Genomic DNA, 26,561 nt, shown 5'->3' with positions numbered 1-26,561 from the left:
CCTCTTCGCTAGACTGATCCCATCATCCACCGAGGAGCCTCACCATGAAAATTGCCAAGCGTACCACCCTGCTCTCCCTGCTGTGCGTGGCGGCCCTGCCCGCCAGTGCCATGACCCTAAAGAGCAGCGACATCCACGAAGGCCAGCTGATGGACAAGGCCTTCAGCTTCAACGGCTTTGGCTGCAGCGGCGACAACCGCTCGCCCCAGCTGAGCTGGCAAGACCTGCCCGCCGGCACCAAGAGCGTCGCCATCACCGCCTATGATCCAGATGCCCCCACCGGCAGCGGCTGGTGGCACTGGCTGGTGGTGAACCTGCCGGCCAGTCAGAGCGAGCTGCCGAGCAACGCCTCCGGCAAGCTCAAGCAGGGGCTGGAGCTTAAGACCGACTTCGGCAGTCAGGGTTACGGTGGCCCCTGCCCGCCCGCCGGCCACGGCATGCACCGTTACCAGTTTACCGCCTGGGCCCTGCCCCAGACCCTGGAGGTGAAGGCAGACACTCCGCCCGCCATGGTAGGCTACATGCTCAACAGCATGGCCCTTGGCAAGGCCACCCTGACCGCCACCTTCGTCACCCCCTAGGAATCCGCCGGATGAGCACGCCGCTGCTGCAATTGCACCACTATCTCGGGATCCGCCAGCAGCCGCTGCACCGGGTGCTCATCTACGCCCCCACCATCATCTGGGTGGAACAGGGTCACAAGCAGTTGTGGTGGCAGGAGAAGCGTCTGGCGTTCGATCAGGCGAGCTGGCTGCTGATCCCGGCCGGCCACCAGCTCACCTTCGTCAACCAGCCGGAGCAGGGCAAGTTTCGCTCCCGTGCGCTGACCCTGCTGACCCCGCCCCCCGTCGAATGGCTCAGCGCCGCCCAGACCGGCCCGCTCAGGGAGCCGCGCCTGGCGGTCAGCCCGGCGCTGGTCTTCTGTTTCGAGCTGGTCTGCTCCATGGCGGATCGGCGGCTCAATGAGGCCACCCAGGCTCAGCTGCTGCAGGGCTTCTATGCCGAGCTGCAGGCCGCCGGCGGGCTCGACCTGCTGTTTCCCGCCCACACAATGACCCTCGGCGAGCGGCTGGCCCGCTACCTCGGGGTGGAGCCGGGCGCCGACCACACCCTGGAGGGGGTGGCACCGCACTTCGCCATGAGCCGCGCCTCCATGGCGCGCAAGCTGGCCGCCGAGGGGCGCAGCTTTCGCCAGCTGCTGACCCAGGTGCGCATGAGCCACGCCCTCACCCTGTTGCAGCAGGGGCTGGCACCGCTGGAGACGGCCCTCGCCTGTGGCTACGACTCCCCCAGCCGCTTCGCCGCCCGCTTCAAGCAGGAGTTCGGCCTGACCCCCTATCAATACCTGCGCACCTGCCCCTCCTCTCTCTCGCTGGCTGCCGCCAGATAAGTAAATGGTTACTAAAATATCAAGCTATGTAACCGGGTGATCCGGCTCACACCAGCCCCTCCGGCACTGTGACACAGCGCCAATAATCCCCTCAAAATCGCCCTATAATGGCTCTCGCAAACGCTTTCACTAAAACAAGCACTAAAAAACACCTTCCTTAACCTACAAAAACTGTCATTGGAGCGAGAGATGTTTCGTAAAAGTTTACTATCCGTCACCCTGAGCGTCGCCCTGTTCGGCCTCACTGCCTGCAACGGCAATGACTCCAGCAGCCCGGCCGCCCCCAGCGCCACCCTGGCGAACCAGTATCAGAACGTGATCGACCGCAGCGGTACCCCGCTCCAGTTCCGTGACTTTGACAGCTACTCCAACCTCAAATACAACCCGCTGCTCGATCTCGGTGCCTGGCACGGCTTCCTGCTGCCCGCCAGCGACAGCGAATGGGGTGGCTTTACCGGCCCCATGGTCATCGCCGAAGAGTACAGCCTGTTCTTCGCAAGCGAATTGGACAAGCTGACCCTGAGCGACGAGAGCGGCCGCGCCTTCCCGCTCACCAGCGCCAGCAAGCAGGCGCTGTACGCCATCCCGGGGGCGCTGGTGCAGCGCTTCGAATTCGAACCCTTCACCCTGGAGCTGGAGCTGCGCTATGGCGATGCCCGCACTGCGCTGGTTCGCACCCGTCTCATCAACCACACTGACGCCCCCCTCACCCTCAAGCTCAACTGGCAGGGGGAGCTGCTCAACCAGTGGGATGCCAACAAGACGGTCGCCGAGCAGTACCCTGCCTGGACCCGCACCATCAGCCAGACCGAGCGCGGCGTGGCATTCCAGTTCGGCAAACTGCGCAGCACCTGGAATATCATGCAAAGCGGCAGCGCCAGCTACCGCATCGATCGCACCCTGCCCAGTCGCACCACCCTCGACGAACAGGGCCTCGGCTACGTAAGCGAGGCCAGCCTCACCCTGGCCGCCAAGGGCCAGCAGGATATCTACACCCTGCAGAGCTATGTCCACAGCAGTGCTGACGCCGACCGCTTCGAACAGAGCCGCCAGGCGCTGCTGGCAGACCCCGCCAGCCATTTCGACGACTCCATCCGCCGCTGGGAGGATTACCTGGCGCGCGGCCTCTCCAATCAGGGGATCCCGGAATCGGAGCGACGCATCGCGGTCAAGGCGATGGAGACCCTCAACGGCAACTGGCGTTCCCCAGCCGGCGCCATCCTGCACGACGGGGTGACCCCCTCCAACACCGCCCGCTGGTTCGACGGGGTTTGGGCCTGGGACAGCTGGAAGCACGCCTACGCTATGGCCCATTTCAACCCGGAAGTAGCCAAGAACAACGTGCGCGCCATGTATGACTACCAGATCCAGGCCGATGACCCGGTCCGGCCGCAGGATGCCGGCATGGTGATCGACGCCGTCTTCTACAACAAGCTCGCCGATCGCGGTGGCGACGGCGGCAACTGGAACGAGCGCGACACCAAGCCGCCCCTCTCCGCCTGGGCCATCTGGGAGATCTACAGCGCCACCCAGGACAAAGCCTTCATCGCCGAGATGTATCCGAAGATCCAGGCCTATCACGACTGGTGGTATCGGGCGCGGGACAACAACCGCAACGGCATCATCGAATATGGCGCCACCCGCCACGTCGAGCACAACGACGAGTTCGGCAACATCACCTTCAAGGTGCAGTACCCGACGGGGGTACCGGCCGGGCTGGATCTGTCGAGCTGCACCGATGAGGGAGATGGCTGGTATGGCTGCGCCGGCATGGCGCTCTATCAGCAGGTATTGAGCGTTGGCGGCTACGCCGACATGGATATCGGCGCCCAGCACGGCGCCGGCTGGGAGTCCGGCATGGACAACGCCGCCCGCTTCGGCTTTATCGAGCCGGATCAGCTCAAGCGCTATGCCGACAAGACCTATGGCGGCGACATGGCCAAGGCGCGCCAGGACTGGAACGTCTTCTTCTTCGAAAACCATCAGGACGACGGCAACCTCATCGGCTTCTCCATCGATCAGGAGTCGGTGGAGCTCAACGCCTTCCTCGCCAAGGAGAAGCGCATCCTGGCCGACATGGCCGAGCTGCTCGGCAAGCCGGACGAGGCGAGCCGCTACCGCGAAGGGGCGACCCAGCTGGCGGGCTACATCAACAGCTGCCTGTTCGATGAGGCCTCCGGCTTCTATTACGACCGCCAGATAGCCCAGGGGGATCTGCCCGACGCCAACGGCTGCGTCGGCAAGCTGTTGACCGCCCGCGGCCGCGGCCCGGAAGGGTGGAGCCCGCTCTGGGCCGAGGTGGCGGACAAGGAGAAGGCGGCGCGGGTGCGCGAGGTGATGCTCAATGCCCAGGAGTTCAACACCAGGGTGCCGCTCGGCACGGCGGCGCTGACCAACCCGGCCTACGACCCCGACATCTACTGGCGCGGCCGGGTCTGGCTGGACCAGTTCTACTTCGGGGTGAAGGGGCTGGAGAACTACGGCTATCGCATCGATGCCCAGCAGCTCGTCAACAAGCTGTTTGCCAACGCCGAGGGGCTGGCGGGCAGCGGCCCCATCCGCGAGAACTACAACCCGGAGACCGGCGCCATGCAGGGGGCCAGCAACTTCAGCTGGAGCTCGGCCCACCTCTACATGCTCTACCGCAACTTCCTGAAAACCGAGGGCTGATCCCTATCAGCAGAAATGAGCCAACAAAAAGGCCTCCGCAAGGGAGGCCTTTCTTATGGCAGCGCCAGGGGCAGACGACTTACTTGACGGTCACCCGGGCAAACTTGCGCTTGCCGACCTGGTAGACGGCGGTGCCGGCACCGATGAGAGCCTTGCAATCGTCCAGCTTCTCGCCGTCCACCTTGACCGCGCCCTGCTTGATCATCCGCAGCGCTTCGGAGGTGGTGGCCACCAGATCGGCATCTTTCAGCAGGTTGGCGATGGCCAGACCTTCACCTTCCAGTGCCAGCTCGACTTCCGGCATCTCGTCCGGAATGGCGTTCTTGGAGAAGCGCTGGGTGAAGTCTTCGTGGGCCGCTTCGGCCGCAGCTTCATCGTGATAACGGGCGATGATCTCTTTGGCCAGCCAGATCTTCACGTCGCGCGGGTTGAGGGTGCCGGCGGCGATGCCTGCCTTGAACTCTTCAATTTCAGCCAGCGGACGGAAGGAGAGCAGCTCGTAGTAGTTCCACATCAGATCGTCGGTGATGGACATGATCTTGCCGAACATCTCGCCCGGGGCGTCGTGTACGCCGATGTAGTTAGCAGCGGACTTGGACATCTTCTTGACGCCATCCAGGCCTACCAGCAGCGGCATCATCAGCACGCACTGGGTCGCCATGCCGGCATCTTTTTGCAGCTCGCGGCCCATCAGCAGGTTGAACTTCTGATCGGTACCGCCGAGCTCGACGTCCGCCTTCAGCGCGACCGAGTCATAGCCTTGCAGCAGCGGATAGAGGAATTCGTGAATGGCGATGGACTGGCCGTTGCTGTAGCGCTTCTTGAAGTCGTCGCGCTCCATCATGCGGGCCACGGTCTGCTTGGCCGCCAGCTTGATCATGCCGGTCGCACCCAGCTCGCCGAGCCAGGTGGAGTTGTACTCGATGCGGGTCTTGGCCGGGTCGAGGATCTTGAACGCCTGCTCGGCATAGGTGAGGGCGTTGTGCTTGATGGCCTCTTCGGAGAGCGGCGGACGGGTGGCGTTCTTGCCGGAGGGGTCACCCACCATGGCGGTGAAGTCACCGATCAGCAGGATCACTTCATGGCCCAGATCCTGGAAGGTCTTCAGCTTGTTGAGGATCACGGTATGACCCAGATGAATGTCGGGAGCCGTCGGGTCCATCCCCAACTTGATGCGCAGCGGGCGCCCTTCCTTCAACTTGGCGACCAGTTCTTCTTCCACCAGAATTTCTTCCGCTCCGCGCTTGATCTCGGCTAGCGCCACCTCGAGCTGGGACATTTTTTGACTCTCCAATCACGATTCCACAGGGCCAGACATATTACTGGAATGGCGGGCCAATTGGAAAGGCGGTAAACTCCGACATTCTTCCCGGCTCAACTTCGTCTGCTTCTCATGGTCATTTGGCACGCCTTCAACTCTCTCCCTCACTGGCACCGCAAGATGGTGCTGATCCTGAGCATCATGGTGATGATGCTGGCGGCCTGGCCCAGCGAACAGGCGGTCGCTACCCGGGTCGATGACAACGGCAACGAGCTGGCCATGGAGCAGCAGGTCGACGAGGAGGCGCTGCTGGCCGAAGACAAGCCCGTCGCCCCACCCAAGCCGAGCTACATCACCAAGCAGGTGAAGGTGCGCAGCGGCGACAACATGGGGGTCATCTTCCAGCGCCTTGGCCTCAGCACCACGGATCTGCACCTCATCGATCAGCTGAACGGCACCGACACCCTGCGCCTGCTCAAGCCAGGCCAGGAGCTCACCTTCAAGCTCACCAAGGGTGGCGAGCTGCACAGCCTCTACTATCCCCACAGCCTGGAGCAGGCGCTCAAGGTGATCCGCAAGGATGAAGGGTTTGTCGCCCGGGCGGTCAAGCTCGAGCTCGACACCCGCGAACAGGTGGCCAAGGGCGAGATCCGCTCCAGCTTCTGGGGCGCCGCCGTCGACGCCGGCATGACCGAGGATCAGATCATGGACTTGGCCGCCATCTTCGGCTGGGACATCGACTTTGCCCAGGACTTGCAACCGGGTGACAGCTTCCGGGTGGTTTACGAGGAGAAATTCCAGGATGACGAGCGGGTTGCTTCCGGCGACATCCTGGCCGCCGAGTTCGTCAACCAGGGTGCCGTGTATCGCGCCGTGCTGAACGAGGATGGCAACTACTACACCCCGGATGGCAAGGCGATGCGCAAGAGCTTCCTGCGTGCGCCGGTCAACTTCAAATACATCAGCTCCAACTTCAACCCGCGCCGCCTGCACCCGGTCACCGGCAAGGTACGCCCCCACAACGGCATCGACTACGTGGCGCCGGTGGGCACCCCCATCATGGCTGCCGGTGGCGGCAGCGTGGTGGCCGCCGGCTACAACCAGTTCAACGGCAACTACGTCTTCATCAAGCACGCCGGCAACTACGTGACCAAGTACCTGCACCTCTCCAAGCGCACCGTCAACAAGGGGCAGCGGGTGAAGCAGGGCCAGACCATAGGCCTGCTCGGTGGCACCGGCCGGGTCACCGGGCCGCACCTGCACTATGAATTTGTGGTGGGCGGCGTGCACAAGAACCCGCGCACCCTCAACCTGCCGCAGGCAGAGACACTGAGCGGACGGGCGCTGGCCAACTTCAAGGCGCAGGCCATGCCCCAGCTCGCCAAGCTGGACAGCCCGGAGCTGCAGCTGGCCCAGAACAAGCGGGCCAACGGCGGCAATTGACCCACAAGGAGCAGTCATGAGCGAGCGTTATATCGGCTTGATGCCGGGTACCAGAATACGGCATGGGATTGAGGCCGCTCCCTCTGTCACGTACTTTTTCCCGACCTGCAAGTAAGGAAGCCTGATGACTGAACGCTATATAGGCTTGATGTCCGGGACCAGAATACGGCATGGGATCGAGGCCGCTCCCTCTCTCACGTACTTTTTCCCGCCCTGCAAGTAAGGAAGCCCCATGACTGAACGCTATATAGGCTTGATGTCCGGTACCAGCATAGACGGCATCGACGCCGTGCTGGTCGTGATCGAGGGGGATCAACTGCGGGTCGAGGCGGCCGTCAGCCACCCCTGGCCCACCGCCCACGAGCTGCACGCACTCAGCACCCCGGGCGACAACGAGATCGATCGCATGGGGGTCGCCGACAACCTGGTCGCCCGCGAATTTGCCGCCGCCACCCACGCCCTGCTGGCCAAGGCAGGGCTGACTCCCAAGGATATTCGCGCCATCGGCAGCCACGGCCAGACCATCCGCCACCGTCCCCAGCTCGGCTTCACCCTGCAGATCGGCAACGCGGCCCTGCTGGCGGCGCTGACCGGCATCGATGTGGTGGCCGATTTTCGCACCATGGACATGGCCCTCGGCGGCCAGGGGGCGCCACTGGTGCCCGCCTTCCATCAAGCCTTCTTTGCGCGCCCCGGCGCCCTGCGGGTGGTGCTCAACCTCGGCGGCATCGCCAATATCTCGGTGCTGCCGGGCCAGGCCGATGGCGTCTATGGCTTTGATACCGGCCCGGCCAACACCCTGCTCGACGGCTGGTATCGCCGCCATCACCCCCAGGGGGCCGGTTACGATGCCGGCGGCCAGTGGGCGGCCAGCGGCCAGCTTATCCCTGCACTGCTGGAGCAGCTGCTGGCTCACCCCTACTTTGCCACCCCTCACCCCAAGAGCACAGGACGGGAGATGTTTACCCTCGACTGGCTCGATGGCGAGCTGGCCGGCCACGCCCATGCCCCGGCGGATGTACAGCGCACCCTACAGGCGCTCACCTGCCACAGCATCGCCCGCCAGCTGCCCGCACTGGCTGATGCACAGAGCCAACCCGAGCTGTATGTCTGCGGCGGCGGTGCCCATAACGCCCCGCTGCTGGCGGAGCTGGCCAGCCTGCTGCCCCGCTGGCGCATCGCCAACACGGCCGAGCTGGGGATCGCCCCCGACTGGATGGAAGGCGCAGCGTTTGCCTGGCTGGCGCAGCGCTTTATCCACCGCCAACCCGGCAACCTGCCCGCCGTCACCGGCGCCAGCCGCCCCGCCGTGCTGGGTGCCCTCTATCCCGCCTGAGCCAGGACTAGCCCAAGGCGCCGCCTGAACAAGGAGGGCAACCTGCCCTCCCATACGCCGGCGCCAGCCGCCCTGCCGTGCTGGGTGCTCTCTATCCCACCTGAGCCATACCTGGTCCAAGGCGCCGCCTGAACAAGGCACCTGCAACCCAGGCGGCCGACCTCTCAAACACCAGACCCTGTCGCGCCGCCCATGGGGCGATGCCGGGTTTTTCCGCCAGAACAGGGCAACGCGGCAGCGCTATCTTGTCCGGGCTCCAGGCACAAGGTTCACACCCGCTGAACCAGCCGGCCCCCCCTGTTGCACCCTTCGCCCGATATCGGCTGGGCTGGAACATCCGTCCTGATATTTGCCCCTGATGGCGCTTGTCCCACGCTGCAATTTCATTGCATAAACCTGACGGGTGCCATCTGGAAAATAACGGCAGCTAATATCTGGCAAATAACGGCTGCCCGCGGCGAGCTTTGCCTGAAAATAAGCAGACAACCATGCAAGATCGCTGAATGATATGTCAGGAGCCGACGAATGGGCACAATAACCGCCCCCGGCTAGCATATTTTCCATGCATATGACAGCCCCTTTCAACGCAATGAAATGCATAGCCATGCATAGTTTTTTGCATTAACAGCGAAATAGTGCCAATCATTAACGCTTTATTCACATGGCCGATCGCTGAGCATGATGACGGGAAGCCACGCCATTCGGCCTTCACCACCATAACGCACTATATGAAGCCATTTATCCCGTCATTTATCGTGCATTGAATGCCATTCTGGCTATATTTCAGAGCGTTGAGCCACCTCATAGAAATGCGATCCCGGTTTGCATCCCCTGAATACCCTTCATAGAATCCTCTCGTCTGAGATAACCAACCCAATCCATACCTCTGTTATCCGATCGCCTGCACTGGCGACCTTGACTCAATATGCGAGGCGATGTTTGCCACCCGTCATAATTGGCGGGAATGGCCGGCTATTGCCGAAATAAAGAGGAGAGCCCGCTCGCTGGCGAGCCGGGCGGCCATCAGAAGATGAGGGAGGGTGACCCGTACCTACACCAATAATGATTGAAAAAGGAGTATCGCCATGAGTGGTACCATCATCAAGTCAGCCAGAAATACCGCCAATGCACCGCAGGATCTGAGCCCCAGCACCCAGAGCGTGGCGTTCTCCCACTACAACAATATCTCCGCCCAGCTGCCGGTCGACCCGAAAACGGGCGCACTGGTCGCAGGGGATATCAAGGCGCAGGCCAGACAGTGCCTCACCAATATCAAGGCCATCGTCGAGAGCATCGATCATGTGATGGATGACGTGGTCAAAATCACGGTGTTTCTCAAAGAGATTGCCGATCTCGACGCGGTCAACGCCGTCTATGGCGAGTTCTTCCCCCACCTGCTGCCGACTCGCACAGTGCTGGCGGTGGCCGGTCTGCCGCTCGGCGCCGCCGTGCAGATGGACGCGCTCATCTCCAACGGTGAAGGTACCTTCCCGCAGGCCCCCTGCCCGTTGCTGAAGCTCTCCCGCAACAGCGACAAGGCGCCGCAGGATCCGCTCTCGACCCATACCGTCGCCTTCTCCCACTACAACAATATCGGTGCCCAGCTGCCGGTCGATGCCGCGTCGGGCCAGCTGGTCGCCGGCGGTATCCAGCAGCAGGCGGAGCAGTGCCTGCGCAACATCAAGCACGTGCTGGAGAGCATCGATGTGCCGTTTGACGATATCGTCAAGGTCACCGTCTATCTGACTGATCTGGCCGATCTGGACGCCGTCAACGACGTCTACACCACCTTCTTCCCGGACTCCGCCATTGCCCGTGCCGTCGCCTACCTGCCGGCCCGCAGCGTGATCGTGGCCGCCGCCCTGCCGCTGGGCGCCCGGGTGCAGATGGATGCGGTCATCTCCCACGGTGACGGCACCCCGCCACAGCTGGTGGAAGACAGACACAATCTGGTGATCCGCGCCCGCAACACCGACAAGGCGCCGCGCAGCCCCCTGCACACCCAGACTGTCGCCTTCTCTCACTACAACCATATCGCCGGCCAGTTGCCGCTCGATCTGGCCACCGGCAAGATCCTGGCCGGTTGTGTCAAGGAGCAGACCGCCCAGTGCCTCGGCCATATCAAGACCATCGTCGAGAGCATCGGCCACGTGATGGACGATATCGTCAAGGTCAATATCCAGCTGAAGAACATCGCGGATCTGGCTGACGTGGATGCCATCTACACCAAATACTTCCCGGCCTATCTGCCCGCCCGCACCGTGATTGGCGTGAGCGAGCTGCCCGCCGGCGCCCTGGTGCAGATTGATGCGGTGATGTCCAACGCAGAAAGCACCCCGCCGCAGGCATAAGACATGCCTTGAATAATAAAAAGAGACCGGCTGATGGCCGGTCTCTTTTTTGGTAACACGAGGGAATATTCTTTTTATGGCATCGGCACAGATGCGCGAACGTCCAATTATGCGTCGCTAATCGAACCTGCGGGCCAATAACACGCTTTCAAATATGGCGCTTCAGTTCAGCTTCCCACTGCTTGAACAATTTAAAATCGCTCTCTGCCCTGCTCTTGGCTGCCGTGAACCACTGCACTCCGACCTCATCAGAATGTCTGAATTCCAACCTGAACTCATACTTGTTGCTAATCACCAGAGCCAGACATGCACCAATCAGAAATGCAATAGCAGGAAGAATCCATGTAATAACCTGACCTTGTGCATCCGTTGGCACAAATATGAACAGTAGACTGGAAGCGATGGCCCCCAACATAATCATATTGAGTATTTTGTCTTTCCAGGAAAGGACCCGAACCTGTACGTTCGATATTTTACCGAGATCATAACTATCTTTATTGACTTGCAGCTTTTTTGCTGACTGATTGATGACAATGGAACAAGACATGGGAAAACTCCATTTCAGATATAGGTCACATGACATTTTTATAATTAACAACGGCACATACAGAATTGACCAGGCCCCGGAAAGCTTGCCGCTTGATGCCATCACCAGGCAGCGACACATAGCTTACGTCACGTTGGCTGAATGAAAACGGCCGAATATCCATGGAGAGCTGATGATGACGGGGATGGTCGGCAGGAATGGTATCGTATGGCGCTATTTTTGGAAGTAACTTGCAAAGAAAAAGCGAGATGGATCAAGTAATCGATCCGGCCAATCTTCACATCGACAGACTCACGCTCGCCATGCCAAATTCGCCAATAAAAAACGCCCCCCATCTTGCGACGGAGGGCGTTTGATTTTCCGACTATTGGGCCTGCGCGGCCCAACGTTCAGGAATTACAGGGGCGATTACAGGGATTCAGCGGTCGCAACCACGTTTTCCACGGTAAAGCCGAATTCCTTGAACAGCAGCTCGGCCGGCGCGGACTCACCGAAGGAGCGCATGCCGATGATCTTGCCGCCAAAGCCCACGTACTTGTACCAGTAGTCGGCGATGCCGGCTTCGATGGCCACACGCTTGGTGACGGAGGACGGCAGGACGGACTCTTTGTACTCGGCAGACTGGGCGTCGAACACGTCGGTAGACGGCAGAGAGACCACGCGCACGGCACGGCCCTTGGCAGTCAGCTGCTCATAGGCGGCAACAGCCAGTTCCACTTCGGAACCGGTGGCGATCAGGATCAGCTCCGGCGTACCGGCGCAATCCTTCAGCACGTAGCCCCCCTTGGCGGTATCGGCCAGCTGCTGGGCGCTGCGGTCCATCTGGGCCAGGTTCTGACGAGAGAAGATCAGCGAAGTCGGGCCGTCGGTACGCTCGATGGCGTGTTTCCAGGCGATGGCAGATTCAACCTGGTCACACGGACGCCAGGTGCTCATGTTCGGAGTCAGACGCAGGGAGGCGATCTGCTCAACCGGCTGGTGAGTCGGGCCATCTTCACCCAGACCGATGGAGTCGTGGGTGTAAACGAAGATGGAACGCTGCTTCATCAGAGCGGCCATGCGCAGGGCGTTGCGGGCGTACTCCATGAACATCAGGAAGGTGGCGCCGTAGGGGATGAAACCACCGTGCAGGGCGATACCGTTCATGATGGCGGACATGCCGAACTCGCGTACACCGTAGTGGATGTAGTTGCCGGAGGCATCGTCGTTGGTCAGGGACTTGGAACCGGACCACATGGTCAGGTTGGACGGAGCCAGGTCAGCGGAACCACCCATGAACTCCGGCAGCAACTTGCCGAACGCTTCCAGAGCGTTCTGGGACGCTTTACGGGTAGCGATCTTGGCCGGGTTGGCCTGCAGGTTTTCGATGATCTTGGCGGAGTCGGCAGCCCAGTTGGCCGGCAGCTCGCCTGCGGTGCGGCGCTTGAACTCGGCAGCCAGTGCCGGGTGAGCGGCTTCATAGGCGGCGAACTTGGCAGCCCAGTCGGATTCCAGCTTGGCGCCCTTCTCCTGACCGTTCCACTCGGCAGCGATGTCGGCCGGGATAACGAACGGTGCGTGGTCCCACTTCAGGAAGGCACGAGCGGCGGCGATCTCGTCGTTGCCCAGCGGTGAGCCGTGGCAGTCGTGAGAACCGGACTTGTTCGGGGAACCGTAACCGATGATGGTGCGGCAGCAGATCAGGGTCGGCTTGCCGGTCTCGGCCTTGGCGGCTTCGATGGCAGCGTTGATCGCTTCCGGGCTGTGACCGTCAACGGCCGGGATGACGTGCCAGCCGTAGGCTTCGAAGCGCTTGACGGTGTCGTCGGTGAACCAGCCTTCCACGTGACCGTCGATGGAGATGCCGTTGTCATCCCAGAACGCGATCAGTTTGCCCAGTTGCAGGGTACCGGCCAGGGAGCAAGCCTCGTGGGAGATACCTTCCATCAGGCAGCCGTCGCCCATAAAGGCGTAGGTGTAGTGGTCAACGATGTCGTGACCCGGCTGGTTGAACTGCTCGGCCATGGCCTTCTCGGCAATCGCCATGCCCACGGCGTTGGTGATGCCCTGACCCAGCGGACCGGTAGTGGTCTCGACGCCCGGCGCATAACCGTACTCCGGGTGACCCGGGGTGCGAGAGTGCAGCTGGCGGAAGTTTTTCAGATCGTCGATGGAGAGGTCATAACCGGAGAGGTGCAGCAGGGAGTACAGCAGCATGGAGCCGTGGCCGTTGGAGAGGATGAAACGGTCGCGGTCGGCCCACTTGGGGTTGTTCGGGTTATGTTTCAGGTGGCTGCGCCACAATACTTCGGCGATATCCGCCATTCCCATGGGGGCGCCCGGGTGACCGGAGTTGGCTTTTTGAACGGCATCCATACTCAATGCGCGAATGGCATTGGCAAGCTCTTTACGAGAAGGCATCTGTATCTCCTGCGATTGCTTCATTTGATGGCCAAGATTAAGGCGCGTCATTGTCCCAGCAGGGGGCGCGGCGTGCAAATATTATCTGGGCGAATAAAGCCGCTTTGGGAGCTCAATCGCTTTTCTTGACAGGGCAAACGATTGAGTCATGACCACTATCTACCCCAAATGGGGTGAAGAACGGATCTTGTTCGGCCAGGGGGCGGCAAAACCAAAATAGTGCTGGTAATCGAGGGGGTCGCTAACTAAAATGGACGTCCAGATGTAGATACCTCTACAATCATCCTATCATCACCCGGTTATTGCTGCGGCGATAACCCCAGACAAGCTGAGAATCCCATCATGGCAAAGCTGTTTACTTCCGAGTCGGTCTCCGAAGGCCATCCCGACAAGATTGCGGATCAGATCTCCGATGCGGTCCTGGACGCCATCCTCAAGCAAGACACCAAGGCACGCGTTGCCTGCGAGACCCTGGTCAAGACCGGCATGGTCATGGTGGCCGGTGAAGTAACCACCACCGCCTGGGTAGACATCGAGCAGATCGTGCGCGACACCGTGCGCGAGATCGGCTACACCCACTCCGACATGGGCTTCGATGCCGACTCCTGCGCCGTGCTGAACGCCATCGGCAAGCAGTCCCCGGACATCAACCAGGGCGTTGACCGCAGCGATCCGCTGGAGCAGGGCGCGGGCGACCAGGGCCTGATGTTCGGCTACGCCACCAACGAAACCGACGTGCTGATGCCGGCCCCCATCACCTACTCCCACCTGCTGGTGAAGCGTCAGGCCGAAGTGCGCAAGAACGGCACCCTGCCGTGGCTGCGTCCGGATGCCAAGAGCCAGCTGACCTTCGCCTACGACGACGCCGGCAAGATCATCGGTGTGGATGCCGTGGTGCTCTCTACCCAGCACGCCGAATCCATCAGCCACAAAGACCTGGTTGAAGCGGTGCGCGAAGAGATCATCAAGCCGGTGCTGCCGGCCGAGTGGATCAACAAGGACACCAAATACTTCATCAACCCGACCGGCCGTTTCGTTATCGGCGGCCCGATGGGGGACTGCGGTCTGACCGGTCGCAAGATCATCGTCGACACCTACGGCGGCATGGCCCGTCACGGTGGTGGCGCCTTCTCCGGCAAGGATCCGTCCAAGGTTGACCGCTCCGCTGCCTACGCCGCCCGCTACGTGGCCAAGAACATCGTCGCCGCCGGTCTGGCCGATCGCTGTGAAGTACAGGTCTCCTACGCCATCGGCGTGGCTGAGCCGACCTCCATCAGCGTCGAAACCTTCGGCACTGCCAAGGTGGCCGAGGATCTGCTGGTCAAGCTGGTTCGCGAGCACTTCGAACTGCGCCCGTACGGCCTGATCCAGATGCTGGATCTCAAGCGCCCGATCTACCAGGCCACTGCCGCCTACGGTCACTTCGGTCGCAGCGAGTTCCCGTGGGAGCAGACCGACAAGGCCGAACTGCTGCGTTCCGCCGCCGGTCTGTAAGCGTCGCGCTTGTGGTATAAAGGGGAGCCTGGCTCCCCTTTTGCTTGTCCGCCATTTGCCGAGAACCCGATGTCCGCCACCGCTACCCGCCTCGACCCCGCCCTGCACGAGCAGCTGCTCACCCGCGTCGACGCCTGTTTTGTGCAGGCCGAAGCACGCCTTGGCCGCTCCTTTCCCCGCCCGCAGGTGCACTGCAACATGCGCGGTCGGGCGGCGGGTTCGGCGCGGCTGCAGACCTGGGAGCTGCGCTTCAACCCGGCCCTCTATCAGGCCAACCAGCAGGCGTTTCTGGCCGAGGTGGTGCCCCACGAGGTGGCCCACCTGCTGGTTTATGCCCTGTGGGGAGAAGGACGCGGCAGATCGCGGGTGCTGCCTCACGGCCGCCAGTGGCAATCTGTGATGCGGGAGCTGTTCGGCCTTGAGCCCAGAACCACCCACAGCTTCGATCTGGCGGTACTGGCGCAGCCGACCATCCCCTATCGCTGCCTCTGCCAACAGCATCAGCTGTCGGTGCGCCGCCACAACAAGGTGGTGCGCGGCGAGGCCCGTTACCACTGCCGTCGCTGTCGGCAGGCGCTGGAACGGGTCGTCACGTCGCAGTAAGCCAGCCGGTGTCGCGCCCTTGTGGTAGGGTGCCCGCCATCGTTCGTCAATCATCCCGTTTGCAAGGAATCCCATGCGTCTCATCTCTTCCCTCGCCCTGACCCTGCTGGCCGGTTTGCCGCTGCTCAGCGCGCCCCTGCATGCCCAGACCTTTCGCGAAGCCAAGCAGGGGCTGGTCAAGCTCTACCAGAGCCAGCCCGCTGTCACCACCATCTACTGCGGCTGCAGCATCGACTATCAGGGCAAGAAAATGAGCCCGGATCTGGCCAGCTGCGGCTATGAGCCGCGCAAGCAGCCCAAGCGCGCCGCCCGCATCGAGTGGGAACACGTGGTGCCGGCCTGGGAGTTCGGCCACCAGCTCAAGTGTTGGCAGCAGGGGGGCCGCAAGAACTGCGGCAAGAGCGACGAGTTCAACCAGATGGAGGGGGACATGCACAACCTCTTCCCCGCCGTTGGCGAGGTGAACGGCGATCGGGCCAACTTCCGCTTCTCCGACTGGAACGGCACCCCGGATCAGTACGGCCAGTGCCGGATGCTGGTGGATTTCAAGGAGCGCCGGGTGCAGCCACCCAAGGGGCCGGTACGGGGCCAGATCGCCCGCGCGTACCTCTACATGAGCCAGCAGTATGGGCTGCGTCTGGCGGCGCAACAGCGTAAACTGTTCGAAGCCTGGGACAGGCAGTACCCGGCCGACGGCTGGGAGTGCGAGCGCAACCGCCGCATCGGCAAGCTGCAGGGCAATACCAACCCCTTTATTGAAAAGCAGTGCCAGTAACCCCATTTGACCTGGGAGGGGGATCGCCCCCTCTTATCATGAAACCCTTCACCCTCGGTCTCGTGAGCCTTGCTCGCCGCCGTGCAGTAGGATATTGAAGAGTTTCCAAGCAAGAGACTGACTATCAGCCATGCGCATTCCACGTATCTATGAACCGGCCGCCCTGCAGGTGGGCCAGACCCTCGCCCTGTCGGAAGACGGTGCCAACCACATCGGCCGGGTGCTGCGCATGCAGCCGGGTCAGCAGCTCGAGCTGTTCAACGGCGACGGCAACCAGTACCCCGCCACCATCGCCAATGTGGGCAAGAAGTCGGTGGAGGTGACCATCGACAGCTGCGAGCAGCGCTCGGTGGAGTCACCGCTGGCCATCCACCTTGGTCAGGTGATCAGCCGCGGCGACAAGATGGACTTCACCATCCAGAAATCGGTGGAACTCGGCGTCACCTGCATCACCCCGCTCTTCTCCGAGCGCTGCGGCGTCAAGCTGCCGGCCGATCGGCTGGAGAAAAAACGCGAACAGTGGCAGAAGGTGGTGATCAGCGCCTGCGAGCAGTGCGGCCGCAATACCGTGCCCGAGGTGCGCATGCCGATGGAGCTGGACGCCTGGCTGGCGGAAGAGACCCAGGAGCTCAAGCTCAACCTGCACCCGCGCGCCCCTTACAGCATCAACACCCTGCCAATCCCCGAGCACGGCGTGCGGCTGCTGATCGGCCCGGAAGGGGGCTTGTCGAGCGACGAGATCGCCCGTACCGTGCAGGAAGATTTCAAGGAGATGCTGCTGGGGCCGCGGGTGCTGCGCACCGAAACCGCCGCCCTGACCGCGATTACTGCGCTGCAGTGCCGCTTCGGCGATCTCGCGTAATACCATCGGGCAGTGTCGATAAGCATTGAGGCAGCCTCAAGCGGCCGATTGCGCTGCGCGGATCGACCCTACAACCCTATCGAGCCATTAAGAAGGAACAGCGGATGACCATTAAACTCGGCATCGTGATGGACCCCATCTCGGCCATCAACATCAAGAAGGACTCCAGCTTCGCCATGCTCGAAGAGGCGCAAAAGCGCGGCTACGAGCTGTTCTATCTGGAGATGAAGGATCTCTACATGGAGGCCGGTCGTGCCTTCGGCACCATGCGTCCGCTCACCGTCAAATACGACTATGCCGACTGGTATAGCCTCGGCGAGGTGGTGGATCAGCCGCTCTCCAGCCTGGACGTGATCCTGATGCGCAAGGATCCCCCCTTCGACACCGAGTTCATCTACGCCACCTACATGCTGGAGCGGGCCGAGGATGAGGGCTGCCTCATCGTCAACAAGCCCCAGAGCCTGCGCGATGCCAACGAGAAGCTCTACACCGCCTGGTTTGCCGAGCACACCCCGACCACGCTGGTGACCCGCCGCGCCGACAAGCTGCGCGCCTTCCACGCCCAGCACAAGGACGTGATCCTCAAACCGCTGGACGGCATGGGCGGCGCCTCCATCTTCCGCATGAAGGAGGATGACGCCAACGTCGGCGTCATCATCGAGACCCTCACCGCCCACGGCAGCCAGTACTGCATGGCGCAGACCTATCTGCCCGCCATCAAGGATGGCGACAAGCGGGTGCTGGTGGTGGATGGTGAGCCGGTACCTTACTGCCTGGCCCGCATCCCGGCCCAAGGGGAAACCCGTGGCAACCTGGCGGCCGGTGGCCGTGGCGAGGCGCGCCCCCTGAGCGAGGCGGACTGGGCCATCGCCCGCGCGGTGGGCCCGACGTTGAAAGAGAAGGGGCTCATCTTCGTCGGCCTCGACATCATCGGCGATCGGCTGACCGAGATTAACGTCACCAGCCCGACCTGCATCCGCGAGATTGAAGCGGCCTTCGACGTGCACATCACCGGCATGCTGATGGACGCCATCGAGCGCCGGCTGGCCAAGGCTTAAGCCGTCCCGGCCCAGCAGTGACGACAGATGATAAATAAAAGAGGCGGCCCCGGGGCCGCCTCTTTTCTATCCATCCATCAATCCATCTATCCAGCGTCAGTCCCCTCAGCAGCGGAATTGCCCCACCTTCTCCTTGAGATCCCCCGACAGCTGCTCCAACTCGTGACAGTTCTGGTTGAGCTGGGTGGCCGCCCCGGTCGATTCGGTCGCGATATGGGCGATGTTGACCACGTTGCGGGTGATCTCCTCGGCCACCTTGCTCTGCTCCTCCGCCGCCGTGGCAATCTGGGTATTCATCTCGTTGATCACGTTGACCGAGCTGACTATCTCGCCGAGCGCCTGACCACAGGCCAGCACGGTACGGTTGGACTCCTCCACCTGCTCCAGCCCCTGCTCCATGCTGCTGGCCGCCTGATTGGCCCCCTGCTGCAACTTGACGATGGTCTTGCCGATCTCTTCGGTGGAGCGCTGGGTACGCTGGGCCAGGGTGCGCACCTCGTCGGCCACCACCGCAAAGCCGCGCCCCTGATCCCCTGCCCGCGCCGCCTCGATGGCGGCGTTGAGGGCCAGCAGGTTGGTCTGCTCGGCGATGCCGCGAATGGCATCCATCACGCTGCCGATGTCCCGGCTGTCATCCGCCAGCTGGGTGATCATGGCCGCCGTGTTCTGGATCTGGGAGGAGAGGTGTGACATGCGCGCAATGGCATCCTCCACGATCTGGTGGCCGTGCCGTGCGCTGTCGTCGGCATGACGGGCCGCATCGGCCGCCTGGTTGGAGCTGTTGGCCACCTCGGCCACCGTGCTGCTCATCTGGTTCATGGCGGTCGCGGTCTGATCCGTCTCCGCCTGCTGCTGGGCAAACCGCTGGCGGCTCTCGACCCCGATATGGGCCAGCTGGGCCGATGCCCTGGCAAGCTGCTCGGCAGTCTCGTTGATCTGGGCGATGAGGCCACGGAAATGGCGGATCACCTCGTTGAGGGAGTGCGCCAGACTGCCCATCTCATCCTTGCGCAGCACGGGAGCCAGCCGGCTCAAGTCGAGATCCGTCTGCATGCCGCGCAGGATCTGCCCCATGGCCGCCAGCGGCTGGCTGACGCTGCGCCCGGCCCAGATCCCGATGAACAGGACGCAGCCCCCCACCACCACAAACAGCGCGACAAACAGCTGGGTCAGTTGCTGCCTGAGCTGGTTGAGCTCGGCCACGTTCTCTTCCGCCTCCTGCAGCTGGAACGCCACCTGATCGCTCACCGCATCGCTGACCGGGTCGATCACCTGATAGAGCGGCATGATGGCGGCGGCGAGCGCCGCGTTGTGTTCGCCCGGCGAACCGTCCAGCAGCCCCATCACCTTTTCTATCTCCCGGTTGGCGGCGGCAAACAGCGCCTCCACCTTGTCCGCCCGCCTGCGCTCCTCGTCACTCATGTCATGGCTGCGATACTGGCGCCAGATGGTGGCGATCTCCTGCTGGGCGGCGCTCATGTCAGCCTTGGAGCGAGCCGGCTCGAAGCCCCCGACGTTGGCCTTGTTGGCGGCATCGATCACCTTGACCGCATAGAGATCGGCGATCTGCTTGAGCTCCTTGAGCTGGACCACCTCCCCCTGATACATGGCGTTGATGCCGGTCATCAGCCGGGACATCGCCTGGGTTGCTCCTATGACCAGCAGCAACAGCGCCAGCAGGGGAACAACACAGCCCAGGATCAACTTCTGCCTGATTGAAATACCTTCCATGGCTTTCTCTCCACTGAAACAGATTGACTGGTCTGAGCCGGCCGCCCAAAAAGCGGTTTTGCCAGACGAAGCGAGCTGCCATAATTGACTGCAAATACCTTTGCAATATTTGGCCCATATGCAAACACTGCAAAATCACTTCCTGCTCGCCATGCCGAGCCTCACCGACCCCTATTTCGAGCGCTCGCTGGTCTATCTGTGCGAGCACAACGAAGAGGGCGCCATGGGGCTGGTGGTCAATATTCCGGTGGACATGTCGCTGGAGACCATGCTGGATCAGCTCAAGCTGGCACCGCCCGCCAACCCGGAACTCAAACAGCCGGTGCTGCAGGGGGGGCCGGTTCACGCCGATCGCGGCTTCGTGCTGCACAGCTTCCGCCCCGGTTTCAACTCCACCCTGCAGGTGGGGGACGAACTGATGGTCACCACCTCCAAGGACATACTGGAGACCCTGGGTACCGAGGAGGCACCGGCGCACTGGCTGGTGGCGCTCGGTTACGCCGGCTGGAGCGCGGGGCAACTGGAACAGGAGCTGGTGGACGGCGCCTGGCTGGTGATCCCCCCCAATCCGGATCTGGTGTTCAAGACCCCCATCCACCAGCGCTGGCAACGCGCCGCCGCCAGCATCGGGGTCAATCCCGTTCACCTGTCCAGCGACATCGGCCACGGCTGATGCAATCTGCTGTGCAATTTGCGACGCATTCTGAGGAAATTACCCAATGTCATCACGCAGTATCATGGGCTTTGACTACGGCACCAAGAGCATAGGGGTCGCCATCGGTCAGGAGCTCACCGGCACGGCCCGCCCGCTGCGCGCCCTCAAGGCCAACGACGGCATCCCCAACTGGGACGAAATAGACAAGCTGCTCAAGGAGTGGCAACCGGACCTGCTGGTGGTGGGTCTGCCGCTCAACATGGACGGCACCGAGCAGGAGATCACGGTGCGCGCCCGCAAGTTCGGCAACCGCCTGCACGGCCGCTTCGGCAAGCAGGTGGAGTTCAAGGACGAGCGGCTCACCACCACCGATGCCCGCGCCCGCCTGTTCGAACAGGGTGGCTATAGGGCGCTGGAGAAGGGGAGCGTGGATGGCGTCTCCGCCCAGCTCATCCTGGAAGCCTGGATGGAAGAGCAATACGACTGATCTGCCGGGGTGAGGCGCTCGTGCGCCTCACCCCTTCTGCCCCTCTCAGGCCTTGGCCTGCGACAGTTCCTCCTCCTCGCCATGGCGCTCACCGGCCTGCATCATGCGGTTGAGCCAGGGCACCATCAGCCCCATCCCCCCCGCCACCAGCAGGGTTACCAGACCAATCTTGCCGAACACGTCCGTGTAGATGGGCAGGGTCTGCAGCGGATCCGTCACCCCTTGCGGCACCGCGGTAAAGGTCGCCACATAGCCCCCGAGCAGGGAGGCCATCGCCTGGGTCAGGAACCACATGCCGAGGATGAAGCCCATCAGCCGCTGCGGCACCAGCGCCGCCACCATGGCCAGCCCCAGGGCGCTGATCATCAGCTCCCCCAGACTCTGGAACAGATAGATGAGCACCATGAACCAGGGTGAGGTGAGTCCCTGCGCATCGGCAAACCAGATACCGGACGCCGCCGCGGTGAGAAAACCGAGGGAGCAGAACAGCATGCCCAGGGTGAACTTGAGCGGCATGGTGAGATCCCGCCCCTGGCTGCCCAGCCGGGTATAGATCATCGCCAGCACCGGGCTGCCCAGCACCACCCAGAAGGGGTTGAGCGCCTGGAAGCTGACCGGGTTGACGGTCACCCCCAGCATTTCATGGTGCATGTTGTTGATGGCAAAGAAGTTGAGCGAGGTTGGCATCTGGGCGTAGAGCACGTAGAACACCACCGCCTCCAGCATCAGTACGAAGGCCACGTACATCTTGTTGCGCCCGACGCTGTCGAGCTTGAACGCCTCGCGAAAGAAGAAGACCACCACGGCCAGGGTCACCGTCATCAGCACCATGTTGGCGATCACCACGTGGTGCATCAACCAGGCGCAGAAGAAGACCAGAGCGACCGAGCCCAGCAGCACCAGCAGCAGCTTGCCGTAGTCGAGCGGCAGGTGATCGGGGGCCGAGCCTATTCCCTTGACCATGCGGCGGCAGGCGAAGAAGGTGAGCAGGGCGATCACCAGGCCAACCCCGCACAGGTTGTAGGTCACTGTGTAGCCGTAGTGATCGGCCACCACGGGAGCCAGCGACAGGGAGATGAGCGAGCCGACGTTGATCGACATGTAGAACAGGGTGAAGGCGCCATCCAGCCGGGGATCACCGGGCTCGTAGCACTTGGCGAGCAGGCTGGCGGGGTTGGCCTTGAACAGGCAGTTGCCGACGGCGATGGTGCCCAGTGCATAGAAGATGAGGTCGGGGTTGTAGATGGACATGCCGGTCATGAAGTAGCCGATGACCAGTACGATGGCCCCCAGCACCATGGTGCGCTTGGTCCCCAGAATATGGTCACCCACGTAACCGCCCACCGAGATGAGGCCGTACACCAGCGCCGAGAAGGCACCGAAGGTGATGAAGGACTGCTCCTGGGAAAAGCCCAGCTGCTGGACGAAGAACACCGCCAGCAGGCCCTGGACGCCGTAATAGCCGAAGCGCTCCCAGAGCTCGACGAAGAAGATCATGAAAAAGGGTTTTGGTTGTTGCAACAACCCGGTCGGGGTGGATGGACGCATGCTAACCTACCTGTCTGTATGTATTTTCTTATTCATGTGAGCGGCCCCGCAGCCGGGTTGGCCAGGGGTCGCAAGCTTGCTGCCGCGATGCAGACGAAGGGGGAACAGGCCGACTGGCCCGGATGGGGTGATGCTGAGGGGGCGATGGTTTTCGCCATGCCATGAACCTCCCTGCTCGGGTCATCGACCCCTTGCTGGCGGCAGACCGAATATCGGCGGGCAACCAAAAATGGGGGATCGAACGGGCCTTCCTTTCCTGCCGCGACTCGCTTCCAGTCAAGATGGCCCGGCATTCACCGCATAACGTTAAAACATCGAGCAATCATCACTATTTATGATAATTAACTATATTTGAAGCAAATAAGCCGTAGATCACACTTGTAACTACACTATCAGTGAAGTTTTCTAATATGGCGGGATTAGTTTTGTTAATCTCAAACGGGTCTTTATTTTGCTGCTGCCCCCAGACCAGATGACAACGCCGGGCAAAGCCCGGCGTTTTTCAGAACAGGTGGGTCGCGGCAAATGGCGCCGTGACCCGCGGCCAGTGCCGGCTCAGGGAGCCAGCTTGCTCAGGATGGCGTGGGCCGCCTTTACCCTCTCCTGGATGGGGTAGTTGCGGTTGGCCAGCATGACGATGCCCACTCCCTTGGCCGGCACGAAGGCCACATAGGCGCCAAAGCCGTTGGTCGAGCCGGTCTTGTTGAAGAGCCGCTGGCTCCCCATCTCCTTCGGCGCGGCCTTCGTCGGATTGGCCTTCATGATCACCTGGGCCGAGTTGCCCGCCAGCAGCGTCTGCTCGCTGACCGGATAGGGGTAGCTCTCCCAACCCAGCCCCTGAGTCATCCCGCCTACCGAGTAGCGCCCCTGGTGGGTCAAAGCGATGGCCTGCTGCAACCCCTTGTCATCCACCCCGTTGACGTTGGCCTTCACAAAGGCGAGCAGATCCGCCGAGCTGGTCTTGATGCCGTAAGCCTCGTCGGCCAGCATGCCGGGATTGACCCTGATAGGCTTGTCCTCTTTCGAATAACCATAGGCGTAGTTCGCCATCGCCTGCTTCGGCACATTGATATAGGAGTGATGCATCCCCAGTCCGGGCAGCAGGGTCTGCTCCATCAACTGGGCAAACGGCTGCTGCAGACTGCTCGCCGCCAGATAGCCGAACAGGCCGATACTGGGGTTGGAGTACTGGCGATGGCTGCCTGGTTGATAGGCCGGCGTCCACTGGCGATAGTAAGCCTGCATCTGCTCGAGTGATTCCACCTCGTCGGGGAATTGCAGCGGCAGGCCCCCGGCACTGTAAGTGGCAAGCTCGGCCATGGTAATGCCATCAAAGGCGGAGCCCTTGAGCCAGGGAGCGTGCCGGCTCACCTTGTCATCCAGCCCAATGCTCCCCTTGACCACGGCGTAGGCCCCCAGGGTCGCGGTCAGGGTCTTGCTGACCGAGCCAATCTCGAACAGGGTCTGCTCGCTGACCTTCTTCCCCGTTGCCAGCTCGGCAACCCCGTAGTTGAAGTAGTGGGCCTGCCCCCCCTTCAGCACGGCGACCGCCATGCCCGGGATCCTGTGCTCTTTCACCAGCGGACGAATGACGTCATCCACTACCCCGACCAGCGGATCGGCGGGAGCGGCCTGGGTGAGGGGCGACAGCAGCAGGGCGCTCAGCGCCAGCAACGACAAGGGTGAGGTTTGCTTCATGACGATAGATCTCGTGAGGTTGGAAAGCCGCCAGCATAGCGGGCCAATATGTGGCGAACATGAGCACAGGTGAAGTCTGTGTGAAGTCGCGCCTCAAATCATCCGGATTCAATGGGTTATCTGCAACTTATCCTCTTGCCACCGAACTGGCGTATTAAGCTGTAGGGGCAACGACACCGAGGGGAGGCACCCGTGCAGACACAACCACAGATAACCCGGCTGCTGACGGCGCTGGAGCAGGTGATCCTGGGCAAGCCGCTGCAGCTCAAGATTGCCCTGGTGACCCTGCTGGCCCGCGGCCACCTGCTGATCGAGGATCTGCCCGGCATGGGCAAGACCACCCTGGCCCACGCCCTGGCGCAGGTGCTGGGGCTCGACTGCCGGCGGGTACAGTTCACCGCCGATCTGCTGCCGGCCGACCTGCTGGGGCTGCAGATCTTTGACCCCCAGCAGCAGCAGTTTCGCTTTCACCCCGGCCCCGTCTTTGCCCAGGTGTTGCTGGCAGACGAGATCAATCGCGCCAGCCCCAAGGTACAGAGCGCCCTGCTGGAGGCCATGGCCGAGGGCAAGGTGAGCATCGAGGGGCAGAGCCACCCGCTGCCCTCCCCCTTCTTCGTCATCGCCACCCAGAACCCGGCGGATCAATCGGGCACCTACCCCTTGCCGGAATCCCAGCTCGATCGCTTCGCGGTGCGCCTCTCTCTGGGCTTTCCGACCCCGGAGGCGGAGCGGCGGCTGCTGCGTGGGGCCAGCCAGAGCGCCCCCCTCGAACGCCAGCTCGATGCCGCAGATCTTGCCGCCCTGCAGGCCGAGGCGGCGCAGATCCACCTCGCCGATGCCACCCTCGACTACCTGCTGGCACTGGTGCAGCAGAGCCGCTTCGACGCCGAGCTGCCGCAGCCGCTCTCGCCCCGCGCCGCCCAGACCCTGCTGGCGGTGAGCCGGGCCTGGGCGCTGGTGGCGGGCCGCCGCTTCGTCAGCGTGGAGGATGTGCAGGCAGTCTTCCCCTACGTGGCCGAGCACAGGCTCAGGGGGAGCTTTGGGGTGCAGCGCGGTGAAGCCTGCCCGCTCAGCCAGCGCCTGCTGGCCCGGGTCGATCCGGATCGTCCCTGATGAACTGGCGCCAGCGCAGGGCCAGGTGGCAGCAAGGCTGGCTGGCCAGGCGCATCCCGCCGGCGCGCCAGCTCACCCTGCAGGGGCGCTGTCTGTTCATTCTGCCCACCCGGCTCGGCCTCTGCTATCTGCTGGTGATGCTGGCCATCTATCTGCTCGGCACCAACTACCAGAACAACCTGGTATTGCTGCTGGCCTACGGCCTCGGCAGCCTGTTCATGGTCACCATGTGGCTCACCCACCGCAACCTGCTGGGGTTGGCCCTGCTGGGCGGGCCTGCCGTGCTGGGAGAGGTGGGCAGCCCCTTGCCCATGCGCATCACGGTGCGCAGCGAACGGCCGCTGCAGGCACTGCAGTTTTCCCTCAATGAAGGGCGGCTCTGGCTGGCGCAGGTGGATGTGGTGCCCCAACCTCTGCTCCTGCCGGTGCTGGGTACCCGGCGCGGGCGACTGCCGCTGGAGAGGCTGCGAGTGGAGAGCCGCTACCCCCTCGGCCTGTTTCGCTGCTGGTCGCTGCTGGATTTGCAACTGGAGGGCTGGCTCGCCCCGGCCCCTGCGTACGGCCCATTGCGCGGGGAGGCCGCGACCGACGCGGCGGGCAACCGGGGACAATCCACCCCGGCCTCGATGGGAGATTTCGACATGCTGCGGGCCCATCAGAGCGGGGAGCCGCTCAGCCGGGTGGCCTGGAAACAGCTCGCCCAGGGGCGCGGCCTGCTGGTGAAGCAGTTCTGCGAGCCGGGACAGGATGATACCCACCTCTCCCTCTCCCGGGTCGGCGGCCAGGATCTCGAAGCGAGGCTGGCGGTGCTCGCTTGGTGGTGTGGCGACTATGCCAAACGGGGCATTCCCTTCAGCCTGACCCTGGCGGGCCGGACGCTCGGGCCGGACAGCGGCCCCGCCTTTTTGCAGCGCTGCCAACTGGCACTGGCCCGCCTCGACGCCCGGGAGCCGATGCCGGAGACAGACCTCGATGCTGCTCGATAACCGGCGCCTGCTGCCGCTGCTCGCCCTGCTGCAGTTGCTGCTGATCCCGGCCCTCTGGCCCCAGCTGCAGCTCTGGGTGATGGCAGTCTCGCTGCTTGCCCTTGGCGTGCGGGCCATGATGCTGTGGCGGGGCTGGGGCCCCCCGCCCCCCCC

The 26,561-nt window shown here is 62.6% G+C and carries 21 protein-coding genes; 15 read left to right on the top strand and 6 right to left on the bottom strand.

Annotated features, from left to right (window positions below; translation table 11 throughout):
• Positions 1-44: 44 nt before the first annotated feature.
• From BN1143_RS00815 to ygjK, 3 genes are all read left to right on the top strand, one after another.
• A complete protein-coding gene (locus tag BN1143_RS00815) occupies positions 45-581 on the top strand; it encodes a YbhB/YbcL family Raf kinase inhibitor-like protein (protein ID WP_017778449.1) in 537 nt (178 codons plus the stop codon).
• A gap of 11 nt (positions 582-592) precedes the next feature.
• Positions 593-1,390 (top strand): helix-turn-helix transcriptional regulator, encoded by a 798-nt coding sequence (locus tag BN1143_RS00810; RefSeq protein ID WP_042049296.1) that lies wholly within the window; start codon positions 593-595, stop codon positions 1,388-1,390.
• Between the two features lie 189 nt (positions 1,391-1,579).
• On the top strand, positions 1,580-4,060 hold the full coding sequence (gene ygjK / locus BN1143_RS00805; RefSeq protein ID WP_042049295.1) for an alpha-glucosidase: 2,481 nt from the start codon (positions 1,580-1,582) through the stop codon (positions 4,058-4,060).
• A gap of 79 nt (positions 4,061-4,139) precedes the next feature.
• On the opposite strand, the gene tyrS is transcribed toward ygjK, so the two are convergent.
• Complete coding sequence (tyrS, locus tag BN1143_RS00800; protein ID WP_042049294.1) at positions 4,140-5,339, bottom strand: tyrosine--tRNA ligase; 1,200 nt, start codon at positions 5,337-5,339, stop codon at positions 4,140-4,142.
• A gap of 114 nt (positions 5,340-5,453) precedes the next feature.
• Between tyrS and BN1143_RS00795 the strand changes: the two genes are divergently transcribed.
• The 3 genes from BN1143_RS00795 (at position 5,454) to BN1143_RS00785 (ending at position 10,451) form a co-directional block, all read left to right on the top strand.
• The gene (locus BN1143_RS00795; protein ID WP_042049292.1) at positions 5,454-6,764 is read left to right on the top strand and encodes a peptidoglycan DD-metalloendopeptidase family protein; all 1,311 of its coding nucleotides are present in this window, start codon (positions 5,454-5,456) and stop codon (positions 6,762-6,764) included.
• A 232-nt stretch (positions 6,765-6,996) separates the two neighbouring features.
• Positions 6,997-8,100, top strand: a complete 1,104-nt coding sequence (locus BN1143_RS00790; RefSeq protein WP_042049291.1) for an anhydro-N-acetylmuramic acid kinase — start codon at positions 6,997-6,999, stop codon at positions 8,098-8,100.
• A gap of 1,085 nt (positions 8,101-9,185) precedes the next feature.
• Positions 9,186-10,451, top strand: a complete 1,266-nt coding sequence (locus BN1143_RS00785; RefSeq protein ID WP_042049290.1) for a RidA family protein — start codon at positions 9,186-9,188, stop codon at positions 10,449-10,451.
• Positions 10,452-10,599: 148 nt separating this feature from the next.
• On the opposite strand, the gene BN1143_RS00780 is transcribed toward BN1143_RS00785, so the two are convergent.
• Both BN1143_RS00780 and tkt read right to left on the bottom strand, forming a co-directional pair.
• Positions 10,600-10,998 (bottom strand): hypothetical protein, encoded by a 399-nt coding sequence (locus BN1143_RS00780; protein WP_005303310.1) that lies wholly within the window; start codon positions 10,996-10,998, stop codon positions 10,600-10,602.
• A 408-nt stretch (positions 10,999-11,406) separates the two neighbouring features.
• A complete protein-coding gene (gene tkt, locus BN1143_RS00775) occupies positions 11,407-13,398 on the bottom strand; it encodes a transketolase (RefSeq protein ID WP_005303312.1) in 1,992 nt (663 codons plus the stop codon).
• 342 nt (positions 13,399-13,740) lie between these two features.
• Here tkt and metK point away from each other — a divergent pair, with 342 nt between their 5' ends.
• From metK to gshB, 5 genes are all read left to right on the top strand, one after another.
• Positions 13,741-14,892: a methionine adenosyltransferase gene (metK, locus tag BN1143_RS00770; RefSeq protein WP_042049289.1), complete on the top strand. Its 1,152-nt coding sequence runs from the start codon at positions 13,741-13,743 to the stop codon at positions 14,890-14,892.
• A gap of 69 nt (positions 14,893-14,961) precedes the next feature.
• Positions 14,962-15,495, top strand: a complete 534-nt coding sequence (locus tag BN1143_RS00765) for a SprT family zinc-dependent metalloprotease (RefSeq protein ID WP_042049288.1) — start codon at positions 14,962-14,964, stop codon at positions 15,493-15,495.
• A 73-nt stretch (positions 15,496-15,568) separates the two neighbouring features.
• Positions 15,569-16,270, top strand: coding sequence for an endonuclease (locus BN1143_RS00760; protein ID WP_042049287.1), 702 nt, complete (start codon positions 15,569-15,571; stop codon positions 16,268-16,270).
• Between the two features lie 130 nt (positions 16,271-16,400).
• Positions 16,401-17,132: a 16S rRNA (uracil(1498)-N(3))-methyltransferase gene (gene rsmE, locus BN1143_RS00755; RefSeq protein ID WP_017785228.1), complete on the top strand. Its 732-nt coding sequence runs from the start codon at positions 16,401-16,403 to the stop codon at positions 17,130-17,132.
• A 104-nt stretch (positions 17,133-17,236) separates the two neighbouring features.
• A complete protein-coding gene (gene gshB, locus BN1143_RS00750; RefSeq protein ID WP_005303321.1) occupies positions 17,237-18,190 on the top strand; it encodes a glutathione synthase in 954 nt (317 codons plus the stop codon).
• Between the two features lie 105 nt (positions 18,191-18,295).
• Here gshB and BN1143_RS00745 read toward each other — a convergent pair whose 3' ends face one another.
• Positions 18,296-19,921, bottom strand: a complete 1,626-nt coding sequence (locus BN1143_RS00745; protein ID WP_026139130.1) for a methyl-accepting chemotaxis protein — start codon at positions 19,919-19,921, stop codon at positions 18,296-18,298.
• A 118-nt stretch (positions 19,922-20,039) separates the two neighbouring features.
• On the opposite strand from BN1143_RS00745, the gene BN1143_RS00740 reads away from it, so the two are divergent.
• The gene (locus BN1143_RS00740) at positions 20,040-20,594 is read left to right on the top strand and encodes a YqgE/AlgH family protein (protein ID WP_005303325.1); all 555 of its coding nucleotides are present in this window, start codon (positions 20,040-20,042) and stop codon (positions 20,592-20,594) included.
• Between the two features lie 46 nt (positions 20,595-20,640).
• Positions 20,641-21,063, top strand: a complete 423-nt coding sequence (gene ruvX, locus BN1143_RS00735; RefSeq protein WP_005303327.1) for a Holliday junction resolvase RuvX — start codon at positions 20,641-20,643, stop codon at positions 21,061-21,063.
• 45 nt (positions 21,064-21,108) lie between these two features.
• On the opposite strand, the gene dtpB is transcribed toward ruvX, so the two are convergent.
• Together dtpB and blaAQU are read right to left on the bottom strand one after the other, a co-directional pair.
• The gene (gene dtpB, locus BN1143_RS00730) at positions 21,109-22,611 is read right to left on the bottom strand and encodes a dipeptide/tripeptide permease DtpB (protein WP_042049286.1); all 1,503 of its coding nucleotides are present in this window, start codon (positions 22,609-22,611) and stop codon (positions 21,109-21,111) included.
• 555 nt (positions 22,612-23,166) lie between these two features.
• The gene (gene blaAQU / locus BN1143_RS00725; RefSeq protein WP_042049285.1) at positions 23,167-24,309 is read right to left on the bottom strand and encodes an AQU family class C beta-lactamase; all 1,143 of its coding nucleotides are present in this window, start codon (positions 24,307-24,309) and stop codon (positions 23,167-23,169) included.
• A gap of 192 nt (positions 24,310-24,501) precedes the next feature.
• Between blaAQU and BN1143_RS00720 the strand changes: the two genes are divergently transcribed.
• Together BN1143_RS00720 and BN1143_RS00715 are read left to right on the top strand one after the other, a co-directional pair.
• Positions 24,502-25,422 (top strand): AAA family ATPase, encoded by a 921-nt coding sequence (locus BN1143_RS00720; protein WP_005298498.1) that lies wholly within the window; start codon positions 24,502-24,504, stop codon positions 25,420-25,422.
• Positions 25,422-26,408, top strand: a complete 987-nt coding sequence (locus BN1143_RS00715; protein WP_042049284.1) for a DUF58 domain-containing protein — start codon at positions 25,422-25,424, stop codon at positions 26,406-26,408. Before BN1143_RS00720 ends, BN1143_RS00715 begins: the two co-directional genes overlap by 1 nt.
• The last annotated feature ends 153 nt before the right edge of the window (positions 26,409-26,561 follow it).

This window comes from Aeromonas dhakensis (assembly GCF_000820305.1).
Classification (GTDB): domain Bacteria; phylum Pseudomonadota; class Gammaproteobacteria; order Enterobacterales; family Aeromonadaceae; genus Aeromonas; species Aeromonas dhakensis.
The sequence above is the reverse complement of the archived record's forward strand: the minus strand, read 5'-3'. Positions and strand labels throughout refer to the sequence as shown.

Excerpts from the sequence above, each read along its gene's own strand:
- BN1143_RS00790 (WP_042049291.1), top strand. The coding sequence starts at position 6,997 with ATGACTGAACGCTATATAGGCTTGATGTCCGGTACCAGCATAGACGGC.
- BN1143_RS00795 (WP_042049292.1), top strand. The coding sequence starts at position 5,454 with ATGGTCATTTGGCACGCCTTCAACTCTCTCCCTCACTGGCACCGCAAG.
- BN1143_RS00740 (WP_005303325.1), top strand. The coding sequence starts at position 20,040 with ATGCAAACACTGCAAAATCACTTCCTGCTCGCCATGCCGAGCCTCACC.
- blaAQU (WP_042049285.1), bottom strand. The coding sequence starts at position 24,309 with ATGAAGCAAACCTCACCCTTGTCGTTGCTGGCGCTGAGCGCCCTGCTG.
- dtpB (WP_042049286.1), bottom strand. The coding sequence starts at position 22,611 with ATGCGTCCATCCACCCCGACCGGGTTGTTGCAACAACCAAAACCCTTT.
- BN1143_RS00715 (WP_042049284.1), top strand. The coding sequence starts at position 25,422 with ATGAACTGGCGCCAGCGCAGGGCCAGGTGGCAGCAAGGCTGGCTGGCC.
- BN1143_RS00760 (WP_042049287.1), top strand. The coding sequence starts at position 15,569 with ATGCGTCTCATCTCTTCCCTCGCCCTGACCCTGCTGGCCGGTTTGCCG.
- tkt (WP_005303312.1), bottom strand. The coding sequence starts at position 13,398 with ATGCCTTCTCGTAAAGAGCTTGCCAATGCCATTCGCGCATTGAGTATG.
- tyrS (WP_042049294.1), bottom strand. The coding sequence starts at position 5,339 with ATGTCCCAGCTCGAGGTGGCGCTAGCCGAGATCAAGCGCGGAGCGGAA.
- BN1143_RS00810 (WP_042049296.1), top strand. The coding sequence starts at position 593 with ATGAGCACGCCGCTGCTGCAATTGCACCACTATCTCGGGATCCGCCAG.
- ygjK (WP_042049295.1), top strand. The coding sequence starts at position 1,580 with ATGTTTCGTAAAAGTTTACTATCCGTCACCCTGAGCGTCGCCCTGTTC.
- BN1143_RS00780 (WP_005303310.1), bottom strand. The coding sequence starts at position 10,998 with ATGTCTTGTTCCATTGTCATCAATCAGTCAGCAAAAAAGCTGCAAGTC.
- gshB (WP_005303321.1), top strand. The coding sequence starts at position 17,237 with ATGACCATTAAACTCGGCATCGTGATGGACCCCATCTCGGCCATCAAC.
- BN1143_RS00745 (WP_026139130.1), bottom strand. The coding sequence starts at position 19,921 with ATGGAAGGTATTTCAATCAGGCAGAAGTTGATCCTGGGCTGTGTTGTT.
- rsmE (WP_017785228.1), top strand. The coding sequence starts at position 16,401 with ATGCGCATTCCACGTATCTATGAACCGGCCGCCCTGCAGGTGGGCCAG.
- BN1143_RS00815 (WP_017778449.1), top strand. The coding sequence starts at position 45 with ATGAAAATTGCCAAGCGTACCACCCTGCTCTCCCTGCTGTGCGTGGCG.
- BN1143_RS00785 (WP_042049290.1), top strand. The coding sequence starts at position 9,186 with ATGAGTGGTACCATCATCAAGTCAGCCAGAAATACCGCCAATGCACCG.
- BN1143_RS00765 (WP_042049288.1), top strand. The coding sequence starts at position 14,962 with ATGTCCGCCACCGCTACCCGCCTCGACCCCGCCCTGCACGAGCAGCTG.
- metK (WP_042049289.1), top strand. The coding sequence starts at position 13,741 with ATGGCAAAGCTGTTTACTTCCGAGTCGGTCTCCGAAGGCCATCCCGAC.
- ruvX (WP_005303327.1), top strand. The coding sequence starts at position 20,641 with ATGTCATCACGCAGTATCATGGGCTTTGACTACGGCACCAAGAGCATA.